Source organism: Paenibacillus oenotherae, from assembly GCF_019443105.1.
Taxonomy (GTDB): domain Bacteria; phylum Bacillota; class Bacilli; order Paenibacillales; family Paenibacillaceae; genus Paenibacillus_Z; species Paenibacillus_Z oenotherae.
Genome location: NZ_JAHZIJ010000013.1, coordinates 12,681 through 30,378 on the forward strand (window position 1 = coordinate 12,681; position 17,698 = coordinate 30,378).

The 17,698-nt window shown below is 51.1% G+C and carries 23 protein-coding genes; 1 reads left to right on the forward strand and 22 read right to left on the reverse strand.

All coding sequences use genetic code 11. The features are described from left to right. Window positions 1-191 precede the first annotated feature (191 nt). Window positions 192-1,007 carry a hypothetical protein gene (locus K0T92_RS16875; protein ID WP_219873652.1) on the forward strand — a complete coding sequence of 272 codons (816 nt, stop codon included), beginning with the start codon at window positions 192-194 and terminating at the stop codon, window positions 1,005-1,007. A 194-nt stretch (window positions 1,008-1,201) separates the two neighbouring features. On the opposite strand, the gene K0T92_RS16880 is transcribed toward K0T92_RS16875, so the two are convergent. From K0T92_RS16880 to K0T92_RS16985, 22 genes are all read right to left on the reverse strand, one after another. Continuing rightward, window positions 1,202-1,582 (reverse strand): ATPase, encoded by a 381-nt coding sequence (locus tag K0T92_RS16880; RefSeq protein WP_219873653.1) that lies wholly within the window; start codon window positions 1,580-1,582, stop codon window positions 1,202-1,204. A gap of 132 nt (window positions 1,583-1,714) precedes the next feature. Continuing rightward, window positions 1,715-2,497, reverse strand: a complete 783-nt coding sequence (locus tag K0T92_RS16885; RefSeq protein WP_219873654.1) for an ABC transporter permease — start codon at window positions 2,495-2,497, stop codon at window positions 1,715-1,717. Next, entirely contained in the window at window positions 2,494-3,417 is a 924-nt protein-coding gene (locus tag K0T92_RS16890) for an ABC transporter ATP-binding protein (RefSeq protein ID WP_219873655.1), read from the reverse strand. Before K0T92_RS16890 ends, K0T92_RS16885 begins: the two co-directional genes overlap by 4 nt. Before the next feature lie 3 nt (window positions 3,418-3,420). Beyond that, window positions 3,421-3,624, reverse strand: a complete 204-nt coding sequence (locus tag K0T92_RS16895; protein WP_219873656.1) for a PLDc N-terminal domain-containing protein — start codon at window positions 3,622-3,624, stop codon at window positions 3,421-3,423. Between the two features lie 45 nt (window positions 3,625-3,669). Continuing rightward, on the reverse strand, window positions 3,670-3,873 hold the full coding sequence (locus tag K0T92_RS16900) for a hypothetical protein (protein ID WP_219873657.1): 204 nt from the start codon (window positions 3,871-3,873) through the stop codon (window positions 3,670-3,672). Further along, window positions 3,861-4,277 carry a YxlC family protein gene (locus K0T92_RS16905; protein ID WP_219873658.1) on the reverse strand — a complete coding sequence of 139 codons (417 nt, stop codon included), beginning with the start codon at window positions 4,275-4,277 and terminating at the stop codon, window positions 3,861-3,863. Before K0T92_RS16905 ends, K0T92_RS16900 begins: the two co-directional genes overlap by 13 nt. Next, window positions 4,249-4,821, reverse strand: a complete 573-nt coding sequence (sigY, locus tag K0T92_RS16910) for an RNA polymerase sigma factor SigY (RefSeq protein WP_219873659.1) — start codon at window positions 4,819-4,821, stop codon at window positions 4,249-4,251. Before sigY ends, K0T92_RS16905 begins: the two co-directional genes overlap by 29 nt. Before the next feature lie 250 nt (window positions 4,822-5,071). Next, window positions 5,072-6,286 carry a M24 family metallopeptidase gene (locus tag K0T92_RS16915; protein WP_219873749.1) on the reverse strand — a complete coding sequence of 405 codons (1,215 nt, stop codon included), beginning with the start codon at window positions 6,284-6,286 and terminating at the stop codon, window positions 5,072-5,074. A gap of 74 nt (window positions 6,287-6,360) precedes the next feature. Further along, entirely contained in the window at window positions 6,361-6,846 is a 486-nt protein-coding gene (locus K0T92_RS16920) for a hypothetical protein (protein WP_219873660.1), read from the reverse strand. Window positions 6,847-6,869: 23 nt separating this feature from the next. Continuing rightward, the gene (locus K0T92_RS16925; protein ID WP_219873661.1) at window positions 6,870-7,295 is read right to left on the reverse strand and encodes a hypothetical protein; all 426 of its coding nucleotides are present in this window, start codon (window positions 7,293-7,295) and stop codon (window positions 6,870-6,872) included. Beyond that, window positions 7,292-7,498: a hypothetical protein gene (locus K0T92_RS16930; RefSeq protein ID WP_219873662.1), complete on the reverse strand. Its 207-nt coding sequence runs from the start codon at window positions 7,496-7,498 to the stop codon at window positions 7,292-7,294. Before K0T92_RS16930 ends, K0T92_RS16925 begins: the two co-directional genes overlap by 4 nt. Window positions 7,499-7,522: 24 nt before the next feature. Next, window positions 7,523-7,672 carry a hypothetical protein gene (locus K0T92_RS16935; RefSeq protein WP_219873663.1) on the reverse strand — a complete coding sequence of 50 codons (150 nt, stop codon included), beginning with the start codon at window positions 7,670-7,672 and terminating at the stop codon, window positions 7,523-7,525. Between the two features lie 32 nt (window positions 7,673-7,704). Continuing rightward, the gene (locus K0T92_RS16940; protein ID WP_246628227.1) at window positions 7,705-8,514 is read right to left on the reverse strand and encodes a hypothetical protein; all 810 of its coding nucleotides are present in this window, start codon (window positions 8,512-8,514) and stop codon (window positions 7,705-7,707) included. Between the two features lie 120 nt (window positions 8,515-8,634). Continuing rightward, a complete protein-coding gene (locus tag K0T92_RS16945; protein ID WP_246628228.1) occupies window positions 8,635-9,570 on the reverse strand; it encodes a type II secretion system F family protein in 936 nt (311 codons plus the stop codon). After that, entirely contained in the window at window positions 9,567-11,042 is a 1,476-nt protein-coding gene (locus tag K0T92_RS16950) for an ATPase, T2SS/T4P/T4SS family (RefSeq protein ID WP_343223730.1), read from the reverse strand. Before K0T92_RS16950 ends, K0T92_RS16945 begins: the two co-directional genes overlap by 4 nt. Continuing rightward, window positions 11,039-11,881 (reverse strand): CpaE/TadZ family protein, encoded by an 843-nt coding sequence (locus K0T92_RS16955; RefSeq protein ID WP_219873664.1) that lies wholly within the window; start codon window positions 11,879-11,881, stop codon window positions 11,039-11,041. Before K0T92_RS16955 ends, K0T92_RS16950 begins: the two co-directional genes overlap by 4 nt. Next, window positions 11,878-12,609: an SAF domain-containing protein gene (locus K0T92_RS16960; RefSeq protein ID WP_219873665.1), complete on the reverse strand. Its 732-nt coding sequence runs from the start codon at window positions 12,607-12,609 to the stop codon at window positions 11,878-11,880. Before K0T92_RS16960 ends, K0T92_RS16955 begins: the two co-directional genes overlap by 4 nt. A 192-nt stretch (window positions 12,610-12,801) precedes the next feature. Next, window positions 12,802-13,398: a TetR family transcriptional regulator gene (locus tag K0T92_RS16965; RefSeq protein WP_219873666.1), complete on the reverse strand. Its 597-nt coding sequence runs from the start codon at window positions 13,396-13,398 to the stop codon at window positions 12,802-12,804. 39 nt (window positions 13,399-13,437) lie between these two features. Then, window positions 13,438-14,601 (reverse strand): YhgE/Pip domain-containing protein, encoded by a 1,164-nt coding sequence (locus tag K0T92_RS16970; protein WP_219873667.1) that lies wholly within the window; start codon window positions 14,599-14,601, stop codon window positions 13,438-13,440. Between the two features lie 635 nt (window positions 14,602-15,236). Continuing rightward, entirely contained in the window at window positions 15,237-16,784 is a 1,548-nt protein-coding gene (locus tag K0T92_RS16975) for an MDR family MFS transporter (RefSeq protein ID WP_219873668.1), read from the reverse strand. 157 nt (window positions 16,785-16,941) lie between these two features. Beyond that, window positions 16,942-17,292 carry a type II toxin-antitoxin system PemK/MazF family toxin gene (locus K0T92_RS16980; RefSeq protein WP_219873669.1) on the reverse strand — a complete coding sequence of 117 codons (351 nt, stop codon included), beginning with the start codon at window positions 17,290-17,292 and terminating at the stop codon, window positions 16,942-16,944. Window positions 17,293-17,295: 3 nt separating this feature from the next. After that, a complete protein-coding gene (locus tag K0T92_RS16985; RefSeq protein WP_290370383.1) occupies window positions 17,296-17,577 on the reverse strand; it encodes a CopG family ribbon-helix-helix protein in 282 nt (93 codons plus the stop codon). Window positions 17,578-17,698 lie beyond the last annotated feature (121 nt).

Genomic DNA, 17,698 nt, shown 5'->3' on the forward strand with positions numbered 1-17,698 from the left:
TTTCCAAGTATAATTTCTGTACAATTCTCTGACATGATGGAATTACACACGACATGCCCTGTTTGAATCTTTGTATTAAGGGAATTTTCAGTTTGGACTCATCCTGTTCTTATATTGCCTTCATCCTAATTTAAGGTAACCCGCCCATACTCATTCTTGTACCTCAACAAAAACGACCAGGAGATGATGAAATGAAAAAGGTTATAAAAGCGGTTGGTATATCAGCGGCGCTAGCGGTTATGATTCCTCTTAGCGCATATGCGGCGAGCAGTGTTAATGACACCAAAACAACGGCGGCGGCTACCGTCAATTCGACAAAAACAGTAGAAAGCGGCAATGCGAAGCTCGGACGCGGACATGGCAGCGGATTCGGATTCGGCGCAACGTGGAGCCAGCCATTGTTGGATCTTCTGAAGCTCGATAAGGAAGCATTGAAGGAGAAGCTCTCAGCAGGCAGCACGCTGGCTGAAGTTGCCGAAGCGCAGGGCGTGACACGCGAACAGCTCAAACAAGTATTAAACGATGAGTTCAAGGAAAGGCAAGCGGAGCAGTTGAAGCAATTCGAAACTAATCTCGACAGCATGGTGGACGGCAAGCTCGGCGCGTTCGATAAACTTGAGGGCAAGGGAGGAGGCGCATTATTCGGCAAAGGAATTGCCGGCGCACTGGATACCGCAGAGCTGGCCAAGCTGCTTGGAATGACAGAGGATGCACTCAAGGAATCGCTCGCAGCGGGCAAATCACTCGCTGATTTGGCGCAAGAGAAGGGCGTTGATGCCGCGAAGGTAACCGAAGCATTGAAGAGTGCTGCTGTCAAAGGGATCAACACGGCCGTGACAGATGGAAAATTGACACAGGAGCAGGCTGACAAGCAAATCGAAAATCTCGATGCGCGAATCGAGAAGATCGTGAACAGCGAAGGCTTCAAAGGCGGGTTGCGTGGAGGCCACGGTGGAGGTGGCCACGGCCGCGGAGCTGCCGAAGGACAAACGGCGGTCAACGAATAAGAGGCTGCTGTCGAGTCTGCAAGTTCAGGCCAATGAACTGCAGGACGAAATAAACGAAAATGAGCTTGGCAGCAGAATGAATGGCGGAGAATGATTAGCGGGAAAAATCAAAAAGAGAGCTGGAAAACGTCGGTGGGACGGTTCCAGCTCTCTTTGGCAGTTGCAGAAGGGATTAAGGCGCTTCCGCTAATCTATTATATCCACGCCTTCAAATTCACCTGACGAATAAATTCTTCACGGCTCTGCACTTCATTCCCAACGCTAATATCTGGTGTCTCGACCTCATCGCCGTTCATAATGCGACGAAACATCTCCTCGTTGCGCGTGGCAAGCGCAAAATCAATCAGCGCATCACGCTGCGTACGCTCCGCTTCTTCCTTAATCAGCACTTCTTCCAGTTCGATGTCTATGGAAGGCACGTAGAAGTTCCGGTTTACTTTGGGGACACGAAGAACATAATCAAAGGCGTTGTCTGCGTTACGGTCATACGCAATGATGTAACCGTAGTCCCCGACGGGGAGATTCTGTTCGAACATATCCGACACAATAACGACTTTCTGCCCTAGTTTGAGCATATCCTCCACCCCTATCATCAACAATCGTCTCTTTAACTCTATCCTACTAAAAAAAAGTAGCGAAGTCTACTTTACAGAAGGTTAATAGGGATTGCCACGGTGGCGGAAGTTCTTTGTGCGCTTGTCGTTATGCTAGACCGCTTCTATTGACGGATATTTGCGAAGGCTCCAGACAGATATGGCAAGCGCCGCAATGATACAGACGAACGTAATCCCGATAACGGGCCACATGCCGCTTGCAGTGCCCGAAGTTAGCTGTGCCGATGCCAGTCCTGCCAGTTTGCCCGGACTCCATGCCAGCGCCTTGGGCAGCAGTGAAGTCGCAATTGACAGCAGCGCTGCTGTTCCTAATGCGGTAAATGCGGCTGCAGCAGCGCTTCGCAGCAAGGAGCTGAAGAGTATCGTCAGCGTACCGATGAAGCTCAGCCATAATCCGAACAGCAGCAGGCTCCCTGCCGCATCCTGCCATGCAACGGTATCGAACAGCGCAGCGGTATAGTACCAGCCCGCTCCATAGCCAAGCACAAAGGAGATTGCTGTTATCGTTACTATCGCCGCCCATTTGGCTGTAACAAAGGACGTATATGCAACAGGCTTCACCAGAATCATTGCAGAGGTGCCGCTCATTCTCTCGCCCGACACTGTACCCATAGAAATTAATGCAATAATTAGCAGTCCAAGTGTACCAAATTGCTGCAGCGTCTGTGCCAACACTTCGCTTGCGTGGGGCGTCGGAATTTCTATAATGGTTCCCTCGGGCATATTGCCTGCATTTGCAATGATATCCGGCATCATATAGGTCATGATCGGCTGCATGGCACCCAGCAGGATAAACACAACAGGCATCCAGATCAGCTTGCTGCTGCGGATTAGCTCAAGCCACTCTTTGCGATACAAGACCATCCATTGGGTCATGATGCAGTCACCACTTTCATAAACAAATCCTCTAGTGTCGTATGGCCAATCTCCAGCTTCGTAAAGCGCACATCCGACTCCAGCAGCTCGCCCATCAAGCTTCTTCTTGCAGCATGGACATCCGTAACAACAAGCCGCGCTCCTCCACCGTTAGCTGAAGTGGATTGAACGTAGGCTGGAGGAGCCTGCAGCCAGCCGCGCAGCCAATTCCGTGATTGCTCATCCTGCTCGATCTCCAGGGTGAGAATAGGCTGGCGATGCTCATTGCGTATTTCGCTGACCGCTCCGCCTACTGCAATCCGTCCTGCTCTCATAATAAGCACATCATCGCAGAGCTCCTCCGCATCGTGGAGCACATGGGTTGAGAAAAGGATCGTCGTCTCCTGCTTCAGCTCGCGAAGAAGCTCCATGACTTCACGTCGCCCAATGGGGTCAAGCGCTGATACCGGCTCGTCCAGAATAAGCAGCTTGGGGCGGTGAATGAGCGCTTGCGCCAATCCCAGGCGCTGCTTCATACCGCCGGAATAGCCTGCGATCCGCCTTTTCGCTGCTGAAGCGATCCCGACGCGCTCCAATAATCCGCTGCAGCGGATTTGCGCTTCCTTCGCGCTCAACCCGCATAATCTTCCCGCATAGATTAGAAACTCCTGTCCGGTCATCCATCCGTATAAGGCAGGGATCTGCGGCAGAAAGCCGATGACAGAGCGGTGATCCGCACCCGGGGCAAACCCGCGAAATGCAATGCGGCCGGATGTTGGCGCCAGCAATCCTGTCAGCATGCGAATGGTCGTCGTCTTGCCTGCACCATTAGGTCCAAGAAGCGCAACACAGCGGCCTTCATGAATCGTGAACCCGATACCATCAACAGCACAGGTGCCTCCGAAAGTTTTGGTCAACTGCTCTACCGTTAGTAATGTCATTCGTTATGACGACCTCCTTCCAAAAGCAAAAAACAGCACAGGTCCGATAAGGCTGCCCAGAAGAATAATCAATACCCACATTATCTTGGGACCGTTCAAATCCTTCGACCTTACACACATAATTAGCGAGATCAACGTCAGCAGAAGTTGCAGTGCAATTAACGGAGCTATAAGAACCAAGAGCTTCTCTTGACTTATCGAATCCATCTCATATGCCTCCTCTGAAAGTAAGTGATTGATTTAGCTCAAGCCCTATCCTTTCTGCCTTCTCTTGGACCAGTCAACCCTTACAACCAGCCAATAAACGATCAGTGGCATCGGACATTGAATCAGTCCCCAAATTCCCCATAACCAAGGATACCGGCTGCGGCTGCGGGCGTCGATAAACAGCCAGGAGGATTGGCACAGCAGTATGATTCCCGCAATGACAACGATGGTAATGTCTAGTGCGTCCACTTGCGGCGCCCCTCCTTGCGAAAGGATGCACGCAGCAAGAATAGAACCGCTGCAGCAAATGTGCCGATTTGCAAGAAAAGAAATGCCTGCAGGCTGCTGTACAATACGAACATGAGCACCGTAAGGATGAGGCAGCCGACTGCCCAGAACAGCAGCAGATCACGCCATAAACGTTGACGGACGGCTTCCTTATGACTGCTGATCATTGTTTCAAGCGAATCTAATGTGGGGATATCAGGCGTAATAGAGGCATCCCACTTGTCCAAATGATCACCGGCTATCGCTTGGAATGCTGCGTCCAACTCATGTTCTGGCTCTAGTCCCGGCTCATGATGAGCAGCACGGTCTGTTTGTTTCCTTAATCGTTGGCCGTCTTTACGAATGGGCTTGCCGCGCCTGCTCATCGTCCTTCAGCTCCGTTCTTAATTGTTTCAGTCCGTTATGCAATCGTGATTTCACCGTGCCGATCGGGATGTCCAGCCATTGCGCAATATCCCCATAGGCGTAGCCGTAGTAATATTTGAGCAGGATGGGGAGGCGAATATCGTATGAAAGCTTGCCAAGAGCATCCAGCGCCTCATGCCATTCTGTATGCTTTAGAGCTGCTTCAAACCGGATGGCCTGAAGCGCCTGCTCGTCATTTTGCCACTGGCGCTCGCGCTTTTTTTTACGCATTTCGTCGATGTACAGCCTTGTGCCAATAGAGATCAGCCATGTTGAAAATTTGGATTTGCGCTGAAAGGTGTGTATCCGCTCAATCGCTCTCAGCATCGTATCCTGGACCAGATCCTCCGTCATTGGCTTGTTCATCGTCACCTTGAGCAAATAGCGGTACAGCAATGTATAATGATCGCGCAGCAGGCGGGCAAGCGCTTGCTCATCACCTCGGACGGCCCTCTGAAGAGTGTCTTCATCAGCTTCAGTATGGGGGCTGTTCTTCGTGACCATAGGTACCGGGCTCCCCTCGATAAACCATCCGTAAAGGGCTCGGATAGCAGCTTTCGGTAGTATGACGTTGAAGGCTGCCGATATGTTCACTGGGCTAATCAATATTATTTTCACCGCCTGTCTGGTTTACGACGAACGAGAGAAAGAACAATGAGCGGTGCAGAGGGGATGCATCTAAGAGACGCTTCAGCACTCGCAAGAACATTCCCCCTGTACAGCGACATGTTCGATTATTTCAATCGTTCAATATCTATGGAACAATAATTAATCCTTCCGGAGAACGGGTGAGCTGCCGCGGACCTTGATCGGTTATGAGATAAGTATTCTCAATTCCGACGACTCCCTGGCCCGGGAAGGTGAATTTAGGCTCGACCGCCAGAACCATACCGGGCTCAAGCGGATCCCCGAATCCACGGGCAAGAACCGGCCATTCGTCAACCTCAAGGCCGATTCCATGACCAAGAAACCTTACCTGATCGGCACCAAAACCCATGAAATTCGCGGATAAACCGACTTCCGCCGCCATTTGCAGCGAGTTGGCATACAGGGTCTCGCATACAGCGCCAGGCAGCATAAGCTGCTCCGTTCTATGGATGATGGCCTCCGAATGCACATATGCTGCGGCCAGCTCATCCGGCAAGCACCCAATAACAGCCGTCCGCGTCTGATCGATCACATAGCCGTCCACACAGCAGCCAATATCGATCAGGATCGGCTCATCACGCTTAATGAGCTTGCGGCTCACACTCTGCGGAGCTGCCGGTCCAAGTCCCCGTCCGCCTGCCGGACCGTCAAAAGCGCTGGGCTCGGCTGCCGCTTCTCCCGAACCAATCATTCCCGTCATAATTTCCATATTATAGCTGCGTGTCCGCATGGCGCCGACATGCCCCCGAATCCGAAGCTCATACTCGATCCGAGCCATCAGCTCCAATTCGCTTAGTCCTTCCCTCAGCACGTTGGCGGCTTCTGTCAATGCCTCTGCAACAATACCCGCAGCCGCCTCGATTCGTCCAATCTCCCAAGGCGATTTGATCATCCTTATCCGTCGAATTAGCGCCGAACCGTCCACCAGCGCTGAGGAACCTTCACCTTTAATCATCTCGGCAAGCTTCATAAAGCTCTGCGCTGGAAGCACGTCCATCTCTGTGGCGATCTTGGCCGCGCGGCCCGTGGCAAACACAGCCGGATAATCCAGCTCCAGCGCAGCCCGGAATATACGCAGTGCTGGAAGCGGTTCGACACGGACAGCCGCTTCCCGGCGGGCGCGGTCAACACTCCTTCGCACATAGAAGGTTGGTTCGCCCTCAAGAGGCACAAGCGCATATCCCGCTTGCATCGAGCCTGTATAATAGTACAAATCCACATGCTGCGTAATCAGAAAAGCTTCTATTCCCGCATGCCCCATAGCAAGCTGAAGCCGATGAATTCGTCCCCGCACTTCCTCAGGCAGCAATTGTTGTTCCATACGAATACTATTCACACGTGCACCGTCCTTATTGGCTTCATCTCTACTCATTACATCAAAGAGCAGCCTGCCCGTCAACTTGCAACGAGCTCGGCTGCTCCTTTAATCTGCCATTCAATCGGGGCGATAACTGAAAATACTCGCGGATACACCATATTGATGATCATAATAACTCCAGGGCGCATAAGCGTAACTTCGTAATTATAGGCAGGGTTGCTGTAATGATAAGGGAATATCTCATCCTCATTAATCACCTTGAATACAAGCACCTCAACCCGGTTCCGCAGAAATGCTCCCGGCAGCGGATTTCCCGCAGCATCCAATTGCAGATTATTCTGCAGATATCTTGCTGCTGCGGCCGAGGCAGCCCGTTCGTCAATATGGAGCCTTCCATCAGCGAGCGCCCGTACATCCACTTGCTGCGCAGCAGCGTGGACAGCGCGATTCACAGCATGCTTACCCTGGAACAAGGCTCCCATCGCCATCTCTTCATCGATCTGCAGGGCATGAATATACATCCATACGACCATCATGAGCATGATGAGAACTAGCTTATACATGGTTCATACATCACCCCTCAGCATTACGGAACATACTCGCTCATCTTCATCCCTGTCGCCCGAAAGCGCGCTGCCGACGAGGGAGGCGCGAGGCCAATCAGCCGATCAATTTCAAGTAAGCGCTCAATAGGATAGCTGATGGTTAGCGTGAGACTCGCCCCCCGCGGCAAGGGGCTTGCAGCATTCGTTCCTGCCAGCCCGCCCGAGCCCTCTACCGTATACTGAAACTGGTCTGGCTGCATCCCGTATGCGGCAAGCCTCAACCTGGATTGCTGCATCATCCCGGCATCGATATAACCATGATCGCCATTGGCTCCTACCTCCAGCAAATAATCAACCTCCTTCTGCAATACGGCTTGCCTGACGATGAGGACATGCTTATAGATCGGCGAGAACATAAACCAGCACAGCATGGCGGCAAACAACAGGAACACAAGCAGACTTTTCACGGGCTGATGCTCCGGATCGAATCACTCATGCGGCTGCCGGACCGTTCCACCTGAATCTTTGTTCCCTCATCGCCTTCAATTACATTCGCATATATAACGACGGCTACAATAATAAACAAGACGGACATTAATATTGCCCTCATCATTTGACCTCCCGGCGGTATTGCTCCTGCCTCATTAAGCAGGACTAATTTGCTAATCATAATTACTATTCTGCACCGTTGCGGTTATGGATTAATAAGGCCAATTTTCGTATTGGCAGCATTGCCCTGTGTTTCGATTTGGGCCTGAGTCCCTGTTGTGTCCTTGGCAATAATACCGTTAAACAGAAGCACAACTACGACCAGCATCATAACTGTTATCAGAATGTTCCTCATGCTCTCACCTCCACTCTTATACGTTCGGGACGTTATGAATTTAATGAGCCCAACAACTTCTGTCCTTCTCTCACCCAGGGGTAGATAAAAATTTGGAAGGTATACAGGATAGGGATTCCCGCAAGCACAAACAGCAAATAGGAGGTTGACTCCTTGCGGCTTTCCTTGGCAAGCTCCAGCTTCTCCTTGTAATCTTGTATTCGTTCTCTGAGAAGCTGGTAATAATGATCGCTCTCATGCAGCCGGAGCGAGCTGATCGTCTCAACGAAGCTGAGCCCTTCCTCAGTGCCAAGCCTTAGCTTGAATCTGCGCAGCGCGCCTTCAGCATCGTGGTACCATTCCCCCAGCAAAATTTGCAGATGTGATCGCATGGCATGAGTGAAGGGCAGACACCTCATCAGCTTGGTGTGGATATGAAGCGATGAGCCGGCCAGGTAAAGCAGCTGGTTGCTGACGACATAGATCTCCTTGGTCATCCTCTCCGCTCTTGACCGGCGAACAAGCTCCAGCCAAGTACGATCCCATACAAAAAACAAAGCGGCAGCGGCAAGCGCCAAAGGCAGAAGCATCTGCGAAAAGCCGTCTAAAAACATGCGCGATATTCCGTATGACATTGCAAATAGCAGCGGGAATGAATAGAAGAAAAGACGTCTGGCTGCCATATAAAGTGCAGCGTCCCCCCCATACCCGCAGCCCGCCAACAATCGCTCCCGCTCCGTGAAGTATGGCGCGGTTCGGTTGATTCTCAACAGCTCCAGCAAGCGGGCAGGCACCTGCTTATTGTGCAAACGGAATGCTGCGAGATGAGCCCAGCGGGGTCTTCGCTCCAGCAACACGTGCATTGTTGCAGCTGCACATATAAATCCGGCCGCATATTGTCCGGCAAGTGCTAGCCATATAACGGCATGAGCAATAGTCTCGTTGATCGTAATCCCTCCTTCTTTCTTAAAAGCGGCAAGCGCTCACAGCTTTTTGCGGGACAGCCATAGCCCCATCACAAACGAAGCAAAAATAAGCACAATCCCGTTAAGCAGCAAATCCCGCCCTTGCGGATCCGCCACGTAATACAAATAAGAATTCGCCGGGCTGTATCGCATATTGATACCGATAAACAATGCCAGAAAAAATACGGGAGAAAAATTCGCAAGCCGGATCTCCAACAATTTGTTCCTCTCCTGCTGATTGCTCCGCCTGGCTTTGCGCATGTCGGTAATCAGTTCCTTCAAATTGTCCGCAATGGGATGTCCTTCTGCCAGCCCGGCACGTACAATATTGACAAAATAGTCACCCCACACATGTCCCAGTGAAGCTGCAAATATGCGCAAGCTGGCCTCATCATCGCTTCGAACCGAGATGTTGCGATACAGCTGCTCGAAGACGGATTGCATCGGGCCAAGCATTCGTTTCTCTTCAACCGTACGTTGCAGCGCTATCCGAATCTGCCTTCCTCCGCTGACAAGACAGCATTGATAGAACAATTCGACAGCGGGCAAAAAATCGATACGGGTCTGCATCTGCCGATGTACAAGCATCATGCGGAGCAGCGCGTAAGGCAAAGCTGCGAGTACCCCACCGAACAGGAGTACGCCCTTGAGGCTCTGGAACAAATAAGCTCCGCTTATCGTGCCCGCCGCAAGCAAAGCCGACGTTATTAATACAACTGTCCCCGGGCGAATTGAAAGCTGTACCGATTCCAGAAGCTCTGATAAGTGGCGGTAAGTCCTTTCATATCGCATAAGATAGCGGTTAAATCGTTCATACAGCCGATTCTGCTGATTGTACCCAAGCCTTCCTGCCTGCTTCTGCTGTATGAACCAAAGAGACAGCAGCTGGCGGCATGCAATAAACAGTGTGACGAACAAGCCGATCGTGAGCCCGGCGGCCAGAAGTGCTATCAAAGGCTTCCCTCCGTTACAGAGGAACCCGGACAGGCTTCTTCGCATCTCGTCACGGCGTAGAAGTCCATACACTCTGGCATCGGTCCCGATGAAGAGCTTGGCCATATCTCCTCACACTTAATCCCGGCAGCCGCCATTCTCTCCTCCGCTGCTTCGGAAGGCGCGTACGGATAGCGCCATTCCTCATCCTGTCCATGAAAAACAGCCCAGTCGCGCACCTCGATATTGCCGTTCTTCCAGCTTAGCTCCCCAAGACGGACTATCCGGCGATAACCGCCGACAGCACGCATTTCAATACCGATCTGTGTAACGTAATCCGCTACCCGCTTGGTTAGCCGTTCTGGATTCATCCCCCTGCCGTCCAGCATGCACATATCTGTAATAGCCTCAGGCACATCCTCCAACGCATTCGCATGAACGGTAGTCATGCTCCCTGAGTGTCCTCTTGTACAGGCGCGAACATAAATATTAGCATCGTCATCACGAATCTCTGCATGAATGATACGCTGAGGCGATTGTCTGAGCGCAAGCTTGAAGGCCTGCACCGCCCCATGGCGCTCGTCCTCTTCATCCGCTTCGTATTCAATGATGTTTTTACTTGGAAAATCGCGCCTCAGCAGCATTTCATGGCGGCCTTCTATCGTGATGATCCGTTCTTCATCGGGAATTTCACCGATTAATGCTTTAATCAGGTGGGTCTTGCCCGAATTCGTCGGCCCGATCACTACCACGTTGAACCTGGCCAGCAGCACAGCGAGCAGCATCCTTCGCATCCGCTCGCTCATCGTCCTGTACGCAGGATCGCACAGCGCCGCAAGCTGAAAGTGATATACCGTGTAGAAACGCAAAGTAAGGGTTGGCTGTGCTGTAAAGCCAAAGCCTGTCATCGTCACCCGCGTACCGTCGCGCAGCATAACCTCCGCCCATCTCTTCCGTGGATTAATGCGATCATTATTATACAGAACCAGATTCTGCTGAATCCGTTCCACATCTCTTTCCGATTCGAAGCTATAGTCGGATGGCCTGCCCCTCCCGCTTCTCACTTCGAATATTCGTGTTCCGACGACCTGGATTTCTTCAAGTCCCTCCCTGTTATGCAGAATAAGCTCCAGTACGTTAAGACCGATCACCTCAGCGAATATCGCTTCGGCTAAGGAGGAATAACGATGCTTGCAACCAGGCAGCTCATGTATGCGCTGGCGCAGCAGCCGATCCGATATAACTGCCATCAGGTGATCCCGCTCCTCCGCATAGCCCAGCACAGCCCGGTTCAACTGCTCGTTGTAATGGCGTCGTTCCTCCTCCGTCAATCCCCTGGGCATAGCCAAGTATGTTCGGATATCCTCAGCCAGCCGCTGAAAATCCCGCTGCACCTCTGCTTCCTGCCCCTCTGTCAGCATGCCCTCGGCCTCTTCCGCTCTTACTTGTGATGAATAAGCCGCCGCCGAGAATCGCTTCTCTTCCCTTCTCACGAGCCCACCTCACCACGGTGTGCAAGCAGCTTCTTATACCATGGCTGCACGGTTAGAGCCGGTTTTCTCTTCAATCCGTAATGCTTCATGAGCTTACGCGCCGGCTCCTGCATCGCCGTCTTGCCCTGCTCATTCTCTGTCAGCCATTCATCAAGTGTGCCGCTATCCAGTTGGGAAAGCATCGGTTCACTCAACCTCATTTCTCCAATAAATGGTATCCCAATCTCTCTGCAAATGTCTTTCACTTGATACCCTCCATTTCTCCATTGCGGCCTTATTATGACCGCTTCATATTCCTGGCTCGAAATTCCAAACAAGGGCGAAAGATGCTTGACCCATCGCTTGCCATCCTCCTGAAAATGCGATAGAGCAGCCGTCGTTACAAGAAGTCGTGAACTGCTTCGACGCAAAGCGCATAGCGTAGCCGCATTGTCCCAATAAGCTCCAACATCGGCAATGACAAGATCAAAGCACCGCGCTGCCACATCCAAGAGATGGTCGATGTCCCCGGTCGTGAAAAATTCCGCCTGATCGCGCATAACATTGCCGAACAGCATGTACAAATTCGGAGCTCCCCGCGCTTGATGCATGGATCGAAGCAGCTTGTCCGCATCGAGCGCCGCCGTCTGCAGCTCCGGCCTCAGCGAATCCAATGTCGTCTCCGGCTGATCGACCCCCACGTAGCGATGCGCCTTCGCACTCTTCAAATTCAGACATAGATACCCCACCGAAACATCATTCACCTCCACGAATCTGCAGGCTGCAGCCAAGGCAGCAATTGTCGTTCCGATATTAGGTGTTGTGCCGATAAAGGTAAGTAGCGGAGCATGCGAGGTCATGGCTTCTCCTCCATCTCTGGCGCCGCCGTTGGAACATCAAGCGATTGGGGAGAGAAAGCGATAACAAGCTTGCCCCCTCCGTCTTTGCATAACGCATCGAGCCGCAGCCACTGCTCTTCGGATAAATTCAAATTAATATAATCGATCATGCCGTTGGCATCTCGTCTGGATGCATACATCTTCTCCCTGTCTCCGCTTGCTAGCGACATAAGGTTAGAATGCTCCGTATCGTCAATCTCAATATTGGCGGATGTCTTCACAGAGGCTACTGTAACCGGTTCGTCGAACAATCGGGATGACTCTACTTCACCGCCAGACATGTACAATACAACTTTATCCCCTGCCCGTATGCCATTCGAGACAGACAACACATAGTCTCGCGGAATTTGGAAGGTGGATTGAGTCCGGCTTGGGTGCAGCCTGTATTTATCCACCTTCCATATCAGCAGCGGCTCACCCGATCCCAATGGGACTACAGCCTCCATTCCCAGAACCTCAGTGACATCCTGCAGCATCCCGGAATCATATGCCGATCGCGGGATTGCCTTCAGCTCCAGCATATCTGCCGTAATTCGCTCGCCCGCAGACACAAATCTGTTCGGCACGATAACCGACACCTCCTCCTGAAGTTGAATTTGGCGCACCTGCAGCATATAAACGCCGTAGACAAGCAAGCCGGATATCAATGCTGCCGTAATGCTTATCGCTAAATTACGTCTTCTATTCATCGCCTCTCCCTCTCCGCAGCCTCCAACGGCAACAAAAAAAGAACGCAGCCGGGCAATTAGCCCAAGCATGCGTTCTTCGCATTGCCGTCCTATTTATCTGCTCTATAATAATGTCATCATATTAACAGAGAAATTTATAGCTGTCTATACTAAATTTTCATTTTTTTGTCTATTCAGTATCCCCGAAAACGCTCACCGCTGCTCCTCATAACGCAGACCAGCCAAAATAAAGGCAGCCGTGTCCTCAATAAACAGCTCTACATCCAATGGTTCATCATCGAGAAGCGGAGCGAAATAATCGGTCTGTTTATGAAATAGTATCCCGCCCAGCACGGTAAGAAAGGTATAATTCAACGACTGGAACCGGAACAGTCCGTCTTCACGCCCTCTCCGCAGCAGCTCGCGAAGCTCTCCCCATACAGGGAACGCATGCTTGCGAATAATATCCATGCGGGGCGATTGAAGCGTTATTTCGTGCTGAAGGATCCGCATCAGCTCCGGCTCACGCATACGGAAGTTGGTCACTTCCCGGACAATGAGCCTGATACCCTCTGCAGGATGATGCTGCACCTTCATAAATTCGATAATATCCTTATTCGGGAAGAAGGTTTCGAACAAAGCTTGAAACACATTCTCCTTGCCCCCAAAATGGTACGACACAAGCGCCACGTTGGCTCCTGCTTCCTCACAGATCTGCCGGACGCTCGTACCGTCATAGCCCTGCCTCGCAAACAATGACTTGGCTGCATGCAGCAGCCTCATCTTAACATCAAGCTCCTCAGAGGTCATGTGCGCACCATTCTCCTTCCCTGCATACTTGGTTTGCCGTTAGCTTGCCGCTGTTGGTGCTGTGGCGAGTACTGGCGAACGATCCTTGCGCAGACCTACCACAGACAGGCTGATGATGAACGCCACAGCCATAATAATCAGCAGGCCGACGGATTCAGATCCGACGTTAGGACCTCCGAACAGCAGGTTCATATTGCCTTCAACTGCATAAGTCGCTGGAAGATAGCTGCTGATCGTAATATAGAAATCCGAGAGAAGCTCTCGCGGCAGCATGGCGCCTGAAGATACAAGCTGAAGCGAAAGCATGATGATATTAAACACCATACCTGCCATGCCGAACAGAATCAGGAACAATTGCGATACGAACATAAAGGTCAGGACAAACAGCGTCTGGAAGCCCCACATGGCCATAAACCCGTGCTCCGCTTGACCGCCAAGCGCCAGCACCAGAGAGGATCCGATCAGCGATACAATGACAGCAGCCACAATATTAATGATGCTGCGACCAGCAAAGCGGCGCATACGGCCAAATTGTGAAGCAATTGCCCCAGAGGACTGCTCCAGATTCATCCCCATAATCATCGCACCGACATAAGAAGCCAGCACCATCATCATCGGTACCATCTGGTTGTTCATCCCATCGACCTTATTCGTATATTGCAAATCTGATACGACACGCTCGGATAGTGCATATGCCGAACCTGCAGCTTGTTCCTCCGGCAGCTTCGCCTGCGTTAGAGCAGATTGAACGCCTTGTCCTATCGCTTCCTTATTCAGCGTAGCTGTAACTTGAGCTGCAATCGTGCTCATCATGCTGCGAATAAGGGCAGGATTGGATTCATTAATCGTATATTGGATAGCTGCTATACGATCTGCTGTCATAACCGATTCCCCGAACTCGGCCGGAATCGTAATTACCATTTGGAGCTCCCGACTATCAAGCTTCTTCTGCGCTTCATCGGCGCTGGTCAGCTGCTCTGTCTGAACAGGCAGCGATTCGCTCAGCTTGGCTGCAATCGCCGGCCCGATCTCGTCATCCTGCACGACTATGCCGACATGCAGCTGCTTCATCCGCTCTACATCTGTAACCCCGTCATATCCAGTCATCCAAATAACGGAGAAAATAAGCTGAAACAAAACGGCAGTCATAATACCTATGATCGTTGTAGGTTTTTTCATAAATGCCAGAATAACTTTACCCATACCGTCAACACTCCTCATCCTAAACAGTTGTTTTAAACATATGTTTTAAATGTCTGTTTAAACTATAACGAAGTCACCGCCCGTTGTCAACAAAAACCAGCTGTCCAGAAAGCACTTTTGGAAATCTCAACTCCAACTTTAAGAAGCTGTACGATGTGGCATGCCTGCGATCATGGCTGTTAACTCCTCGCCAGAGGACGATCCGTCATTCAAACGCCGAGACATGCTTGATGCAAGCCAGGAGAAGCATGCGAAACGGCAGTTATTTGCGCGTTTCTGACCCCACGAAGGTGAAATGCCTGCCAGCGTGCAGGTATTTCACCTTCGTTTCCCCTTAACGGCCGATTCCCCCAAAAATTCATGCATGATCGCAGGAATTTAACCATTTAGGCGTCGTGTAACCGAAATTCATGCACATTCGCAGGCTTCTTACTCCGGCACGCCACCTTCTAACCACATTTGGAGAAGGGGGTGTCCAGAAAGTTGTTAAGTCCCCATAAATAATGGAAAAGATGCTCCCCCCACTTATTAGTGGTTTTGGAAGCATCCCTTCAAATCATTGGAACTGACTCTTTGGATATGGACTTTTCGTACAGCCCCCTTGATTTTGTAAGGGATGAACGAAGCCAGCACGATTAATGCCCGCTGCCCAATTGGACCGGCTGATTGCCTTTGCCATCCTCGGCCTTGCCTGGAATCAGCAGCCGCGCTTGGCCCATAAACAGGATGACCGCAAAAGCCAAGCCAGCCGGGATAACCGCCCACAGAAACATCGTCGATATCGAGGATGAGAGATTATTGATAATGACGTCCATCGTATCCTGCGGAATTTCCGCCCTCTTCTCCGGAGATAATAACTCCCGAATGTTGCCGAGCGAAGCTTGATCCGGCCCCCCAGAGCCCGCAAAGCTGTCAGCCATCTTGCTCGTAAGCAAATTCCGCTGAAGAATCCCGAATACGGTCAGTCCTACAGTCATGCCAAGTGAACGAACAAATGCGAGTGTCGAGTTCGCAGAGCCTCTCTGGCGCATATCAAAGTGGTGAATGCCCGCCATACCCAACACGGAGAATGAAAATCCAACACCGAATCCGAAAACGACCATATAGAAGCCCAGCAGCCATCTCGACGTATCGGGATCAATCGTACTGAGCAGCAATACGCCGATTACGAAAATAACAGCAGATAGAATCATCACGTTGCGGTACGAGGTCTTGCTCGCAAGCACGCCACCAATCTGTGCAGACAGCACGGAGCCCAGCGTCATCGGCAGCAGAATAAGTCCCGAATTTGTTGCCGAGCCGCCCGTCACGCCCTGCACATAGATTGGAATATACATGGCGAAGGTGATAAAGGCTGCACCATAGAACAGACCTGCCAAAGTACTTGTCGCGAATAACCGCTGCTTGAACATCGCGTATGAAATGATAGGCTCAGCGGCCTTGGTCTCTGCGAACAGGAAAATAATCATCAGTACAGCTGCCCCTGCGAACAAGCTGACAATAATGCTCGAATCCCATGCGTACTCCTGTCCGCCGAGTTCCAGCGCAAACATGAGACAAACAATGGAACCGATAAGTGTAACGGCCCCCCACCAATCGATTCTTTGCCTGGAATGCTCCATTGACTCCTTGTAGAACAAATAGATGAACGCAAGCGAAATGATTCCGATCGGCAGATTGATGTAGAAAATCCAGCGCCAGTTCACGTAATCTGTAATATATGCGCCAAGCAGCGGGCCAAACAGACTGGATGTGCCGAACACAGCGCCGAACAAACCGCCCATTCCGCCTCTTTTCTCCGGAGGAATAACATCGTACATCACTGTAAAAGCAATCGGTATCAGCGCCCCGCCGCCGATCCCCTGAATCGCACGGTAAATGCTCAATTCAACAATACTGTCCGCTATTCCGCACAAGACGGAACCAAGCAGAAACAAGAAAATACCGAGCATAAAAAACCGCTTCCGGCCGTACATATCCGAGAGCTTGCCGAAAATCGGCATCGCCGCCATCTCCGTAACGAGGTAGGCCGAAGTGACCCAAACAAATTTATCCATGCCCCCAAGGTCAGATACAATCGTCCCCATTGCTGTAGCAACGATTGTATTATCAATCGCAGCCACGAATATGCCGAGCAGAAGCCCTGCGATAACAAAACCAAGCTTGCTTGTCTGTTGCGTCATTTCCTGTATGCCTCCTAATCATCCTTACGATTGTTCATCGCTTATATCCCTATTCTAAATGATATACCCTGACAAACACTGTCAGGGTAACTTCGCCCGATTATCAACGGACGCAAAAAAACAGGGCTTATGTCACCCTGTCTATCGCAATCATATCTTAGAAATCAATTAAGCCGACACTAATTTGCAGCGCCTCATCCACCTTACGCATCGTCTCATCATCCAGATGCGTAATTTTGTCCGTGAGCCGCTGCTTGTCAATGGTTCGAATCTGCTCAAGCAGCAGAACGGAATCCCGATCGAACCCATGCAGATCCGCATCAATTTCGACGTGAGTCGGGAGCTTCGCCTTCTGGATCTGTGCTGTAATGGCAGCCACAATGACCGTAGGACTGAACCGGTTGCCAATATCATTCTGAATGACAAGTACAGGACGAACGCCACCCTGCTCTGAACCGACTACAGGAGACAGGTCCGCAAAAAACACATCGCCGCGTTTTACGATCAAGCTTTACACCCCGCTTACGAGTCGGCCGAGCGTGCCGTCAGCTTCTTCCTCCGCTTGAAAAGCTTCCGATGCGATTACAAGATTGATTTTCGCCATTTCCAAATAACCGCGCTGCATCGACTCGCGAATTTGGCGTTTCTTGCGCTCGATCAAATACAGCCTCATCGCCTGACGAATAAATTCGCTCCGGTTCGAGTTTTCTTTGGCAACTATTCCATCGACTTCCTCCAGCAAATGATCTGGCAAGCTGATCATAATCCTTTTGGTGTTTTGCACATTGGTCACCGAAATTCGCACCCCCAAAACATTTCCAGAAAAAAGCGCACTAACAGTATGTCTTTGTTTTGCCCGAATTATACACCTTCATATCTATGCGGTCCGTATTGCAAATATGCAGTACGAACAT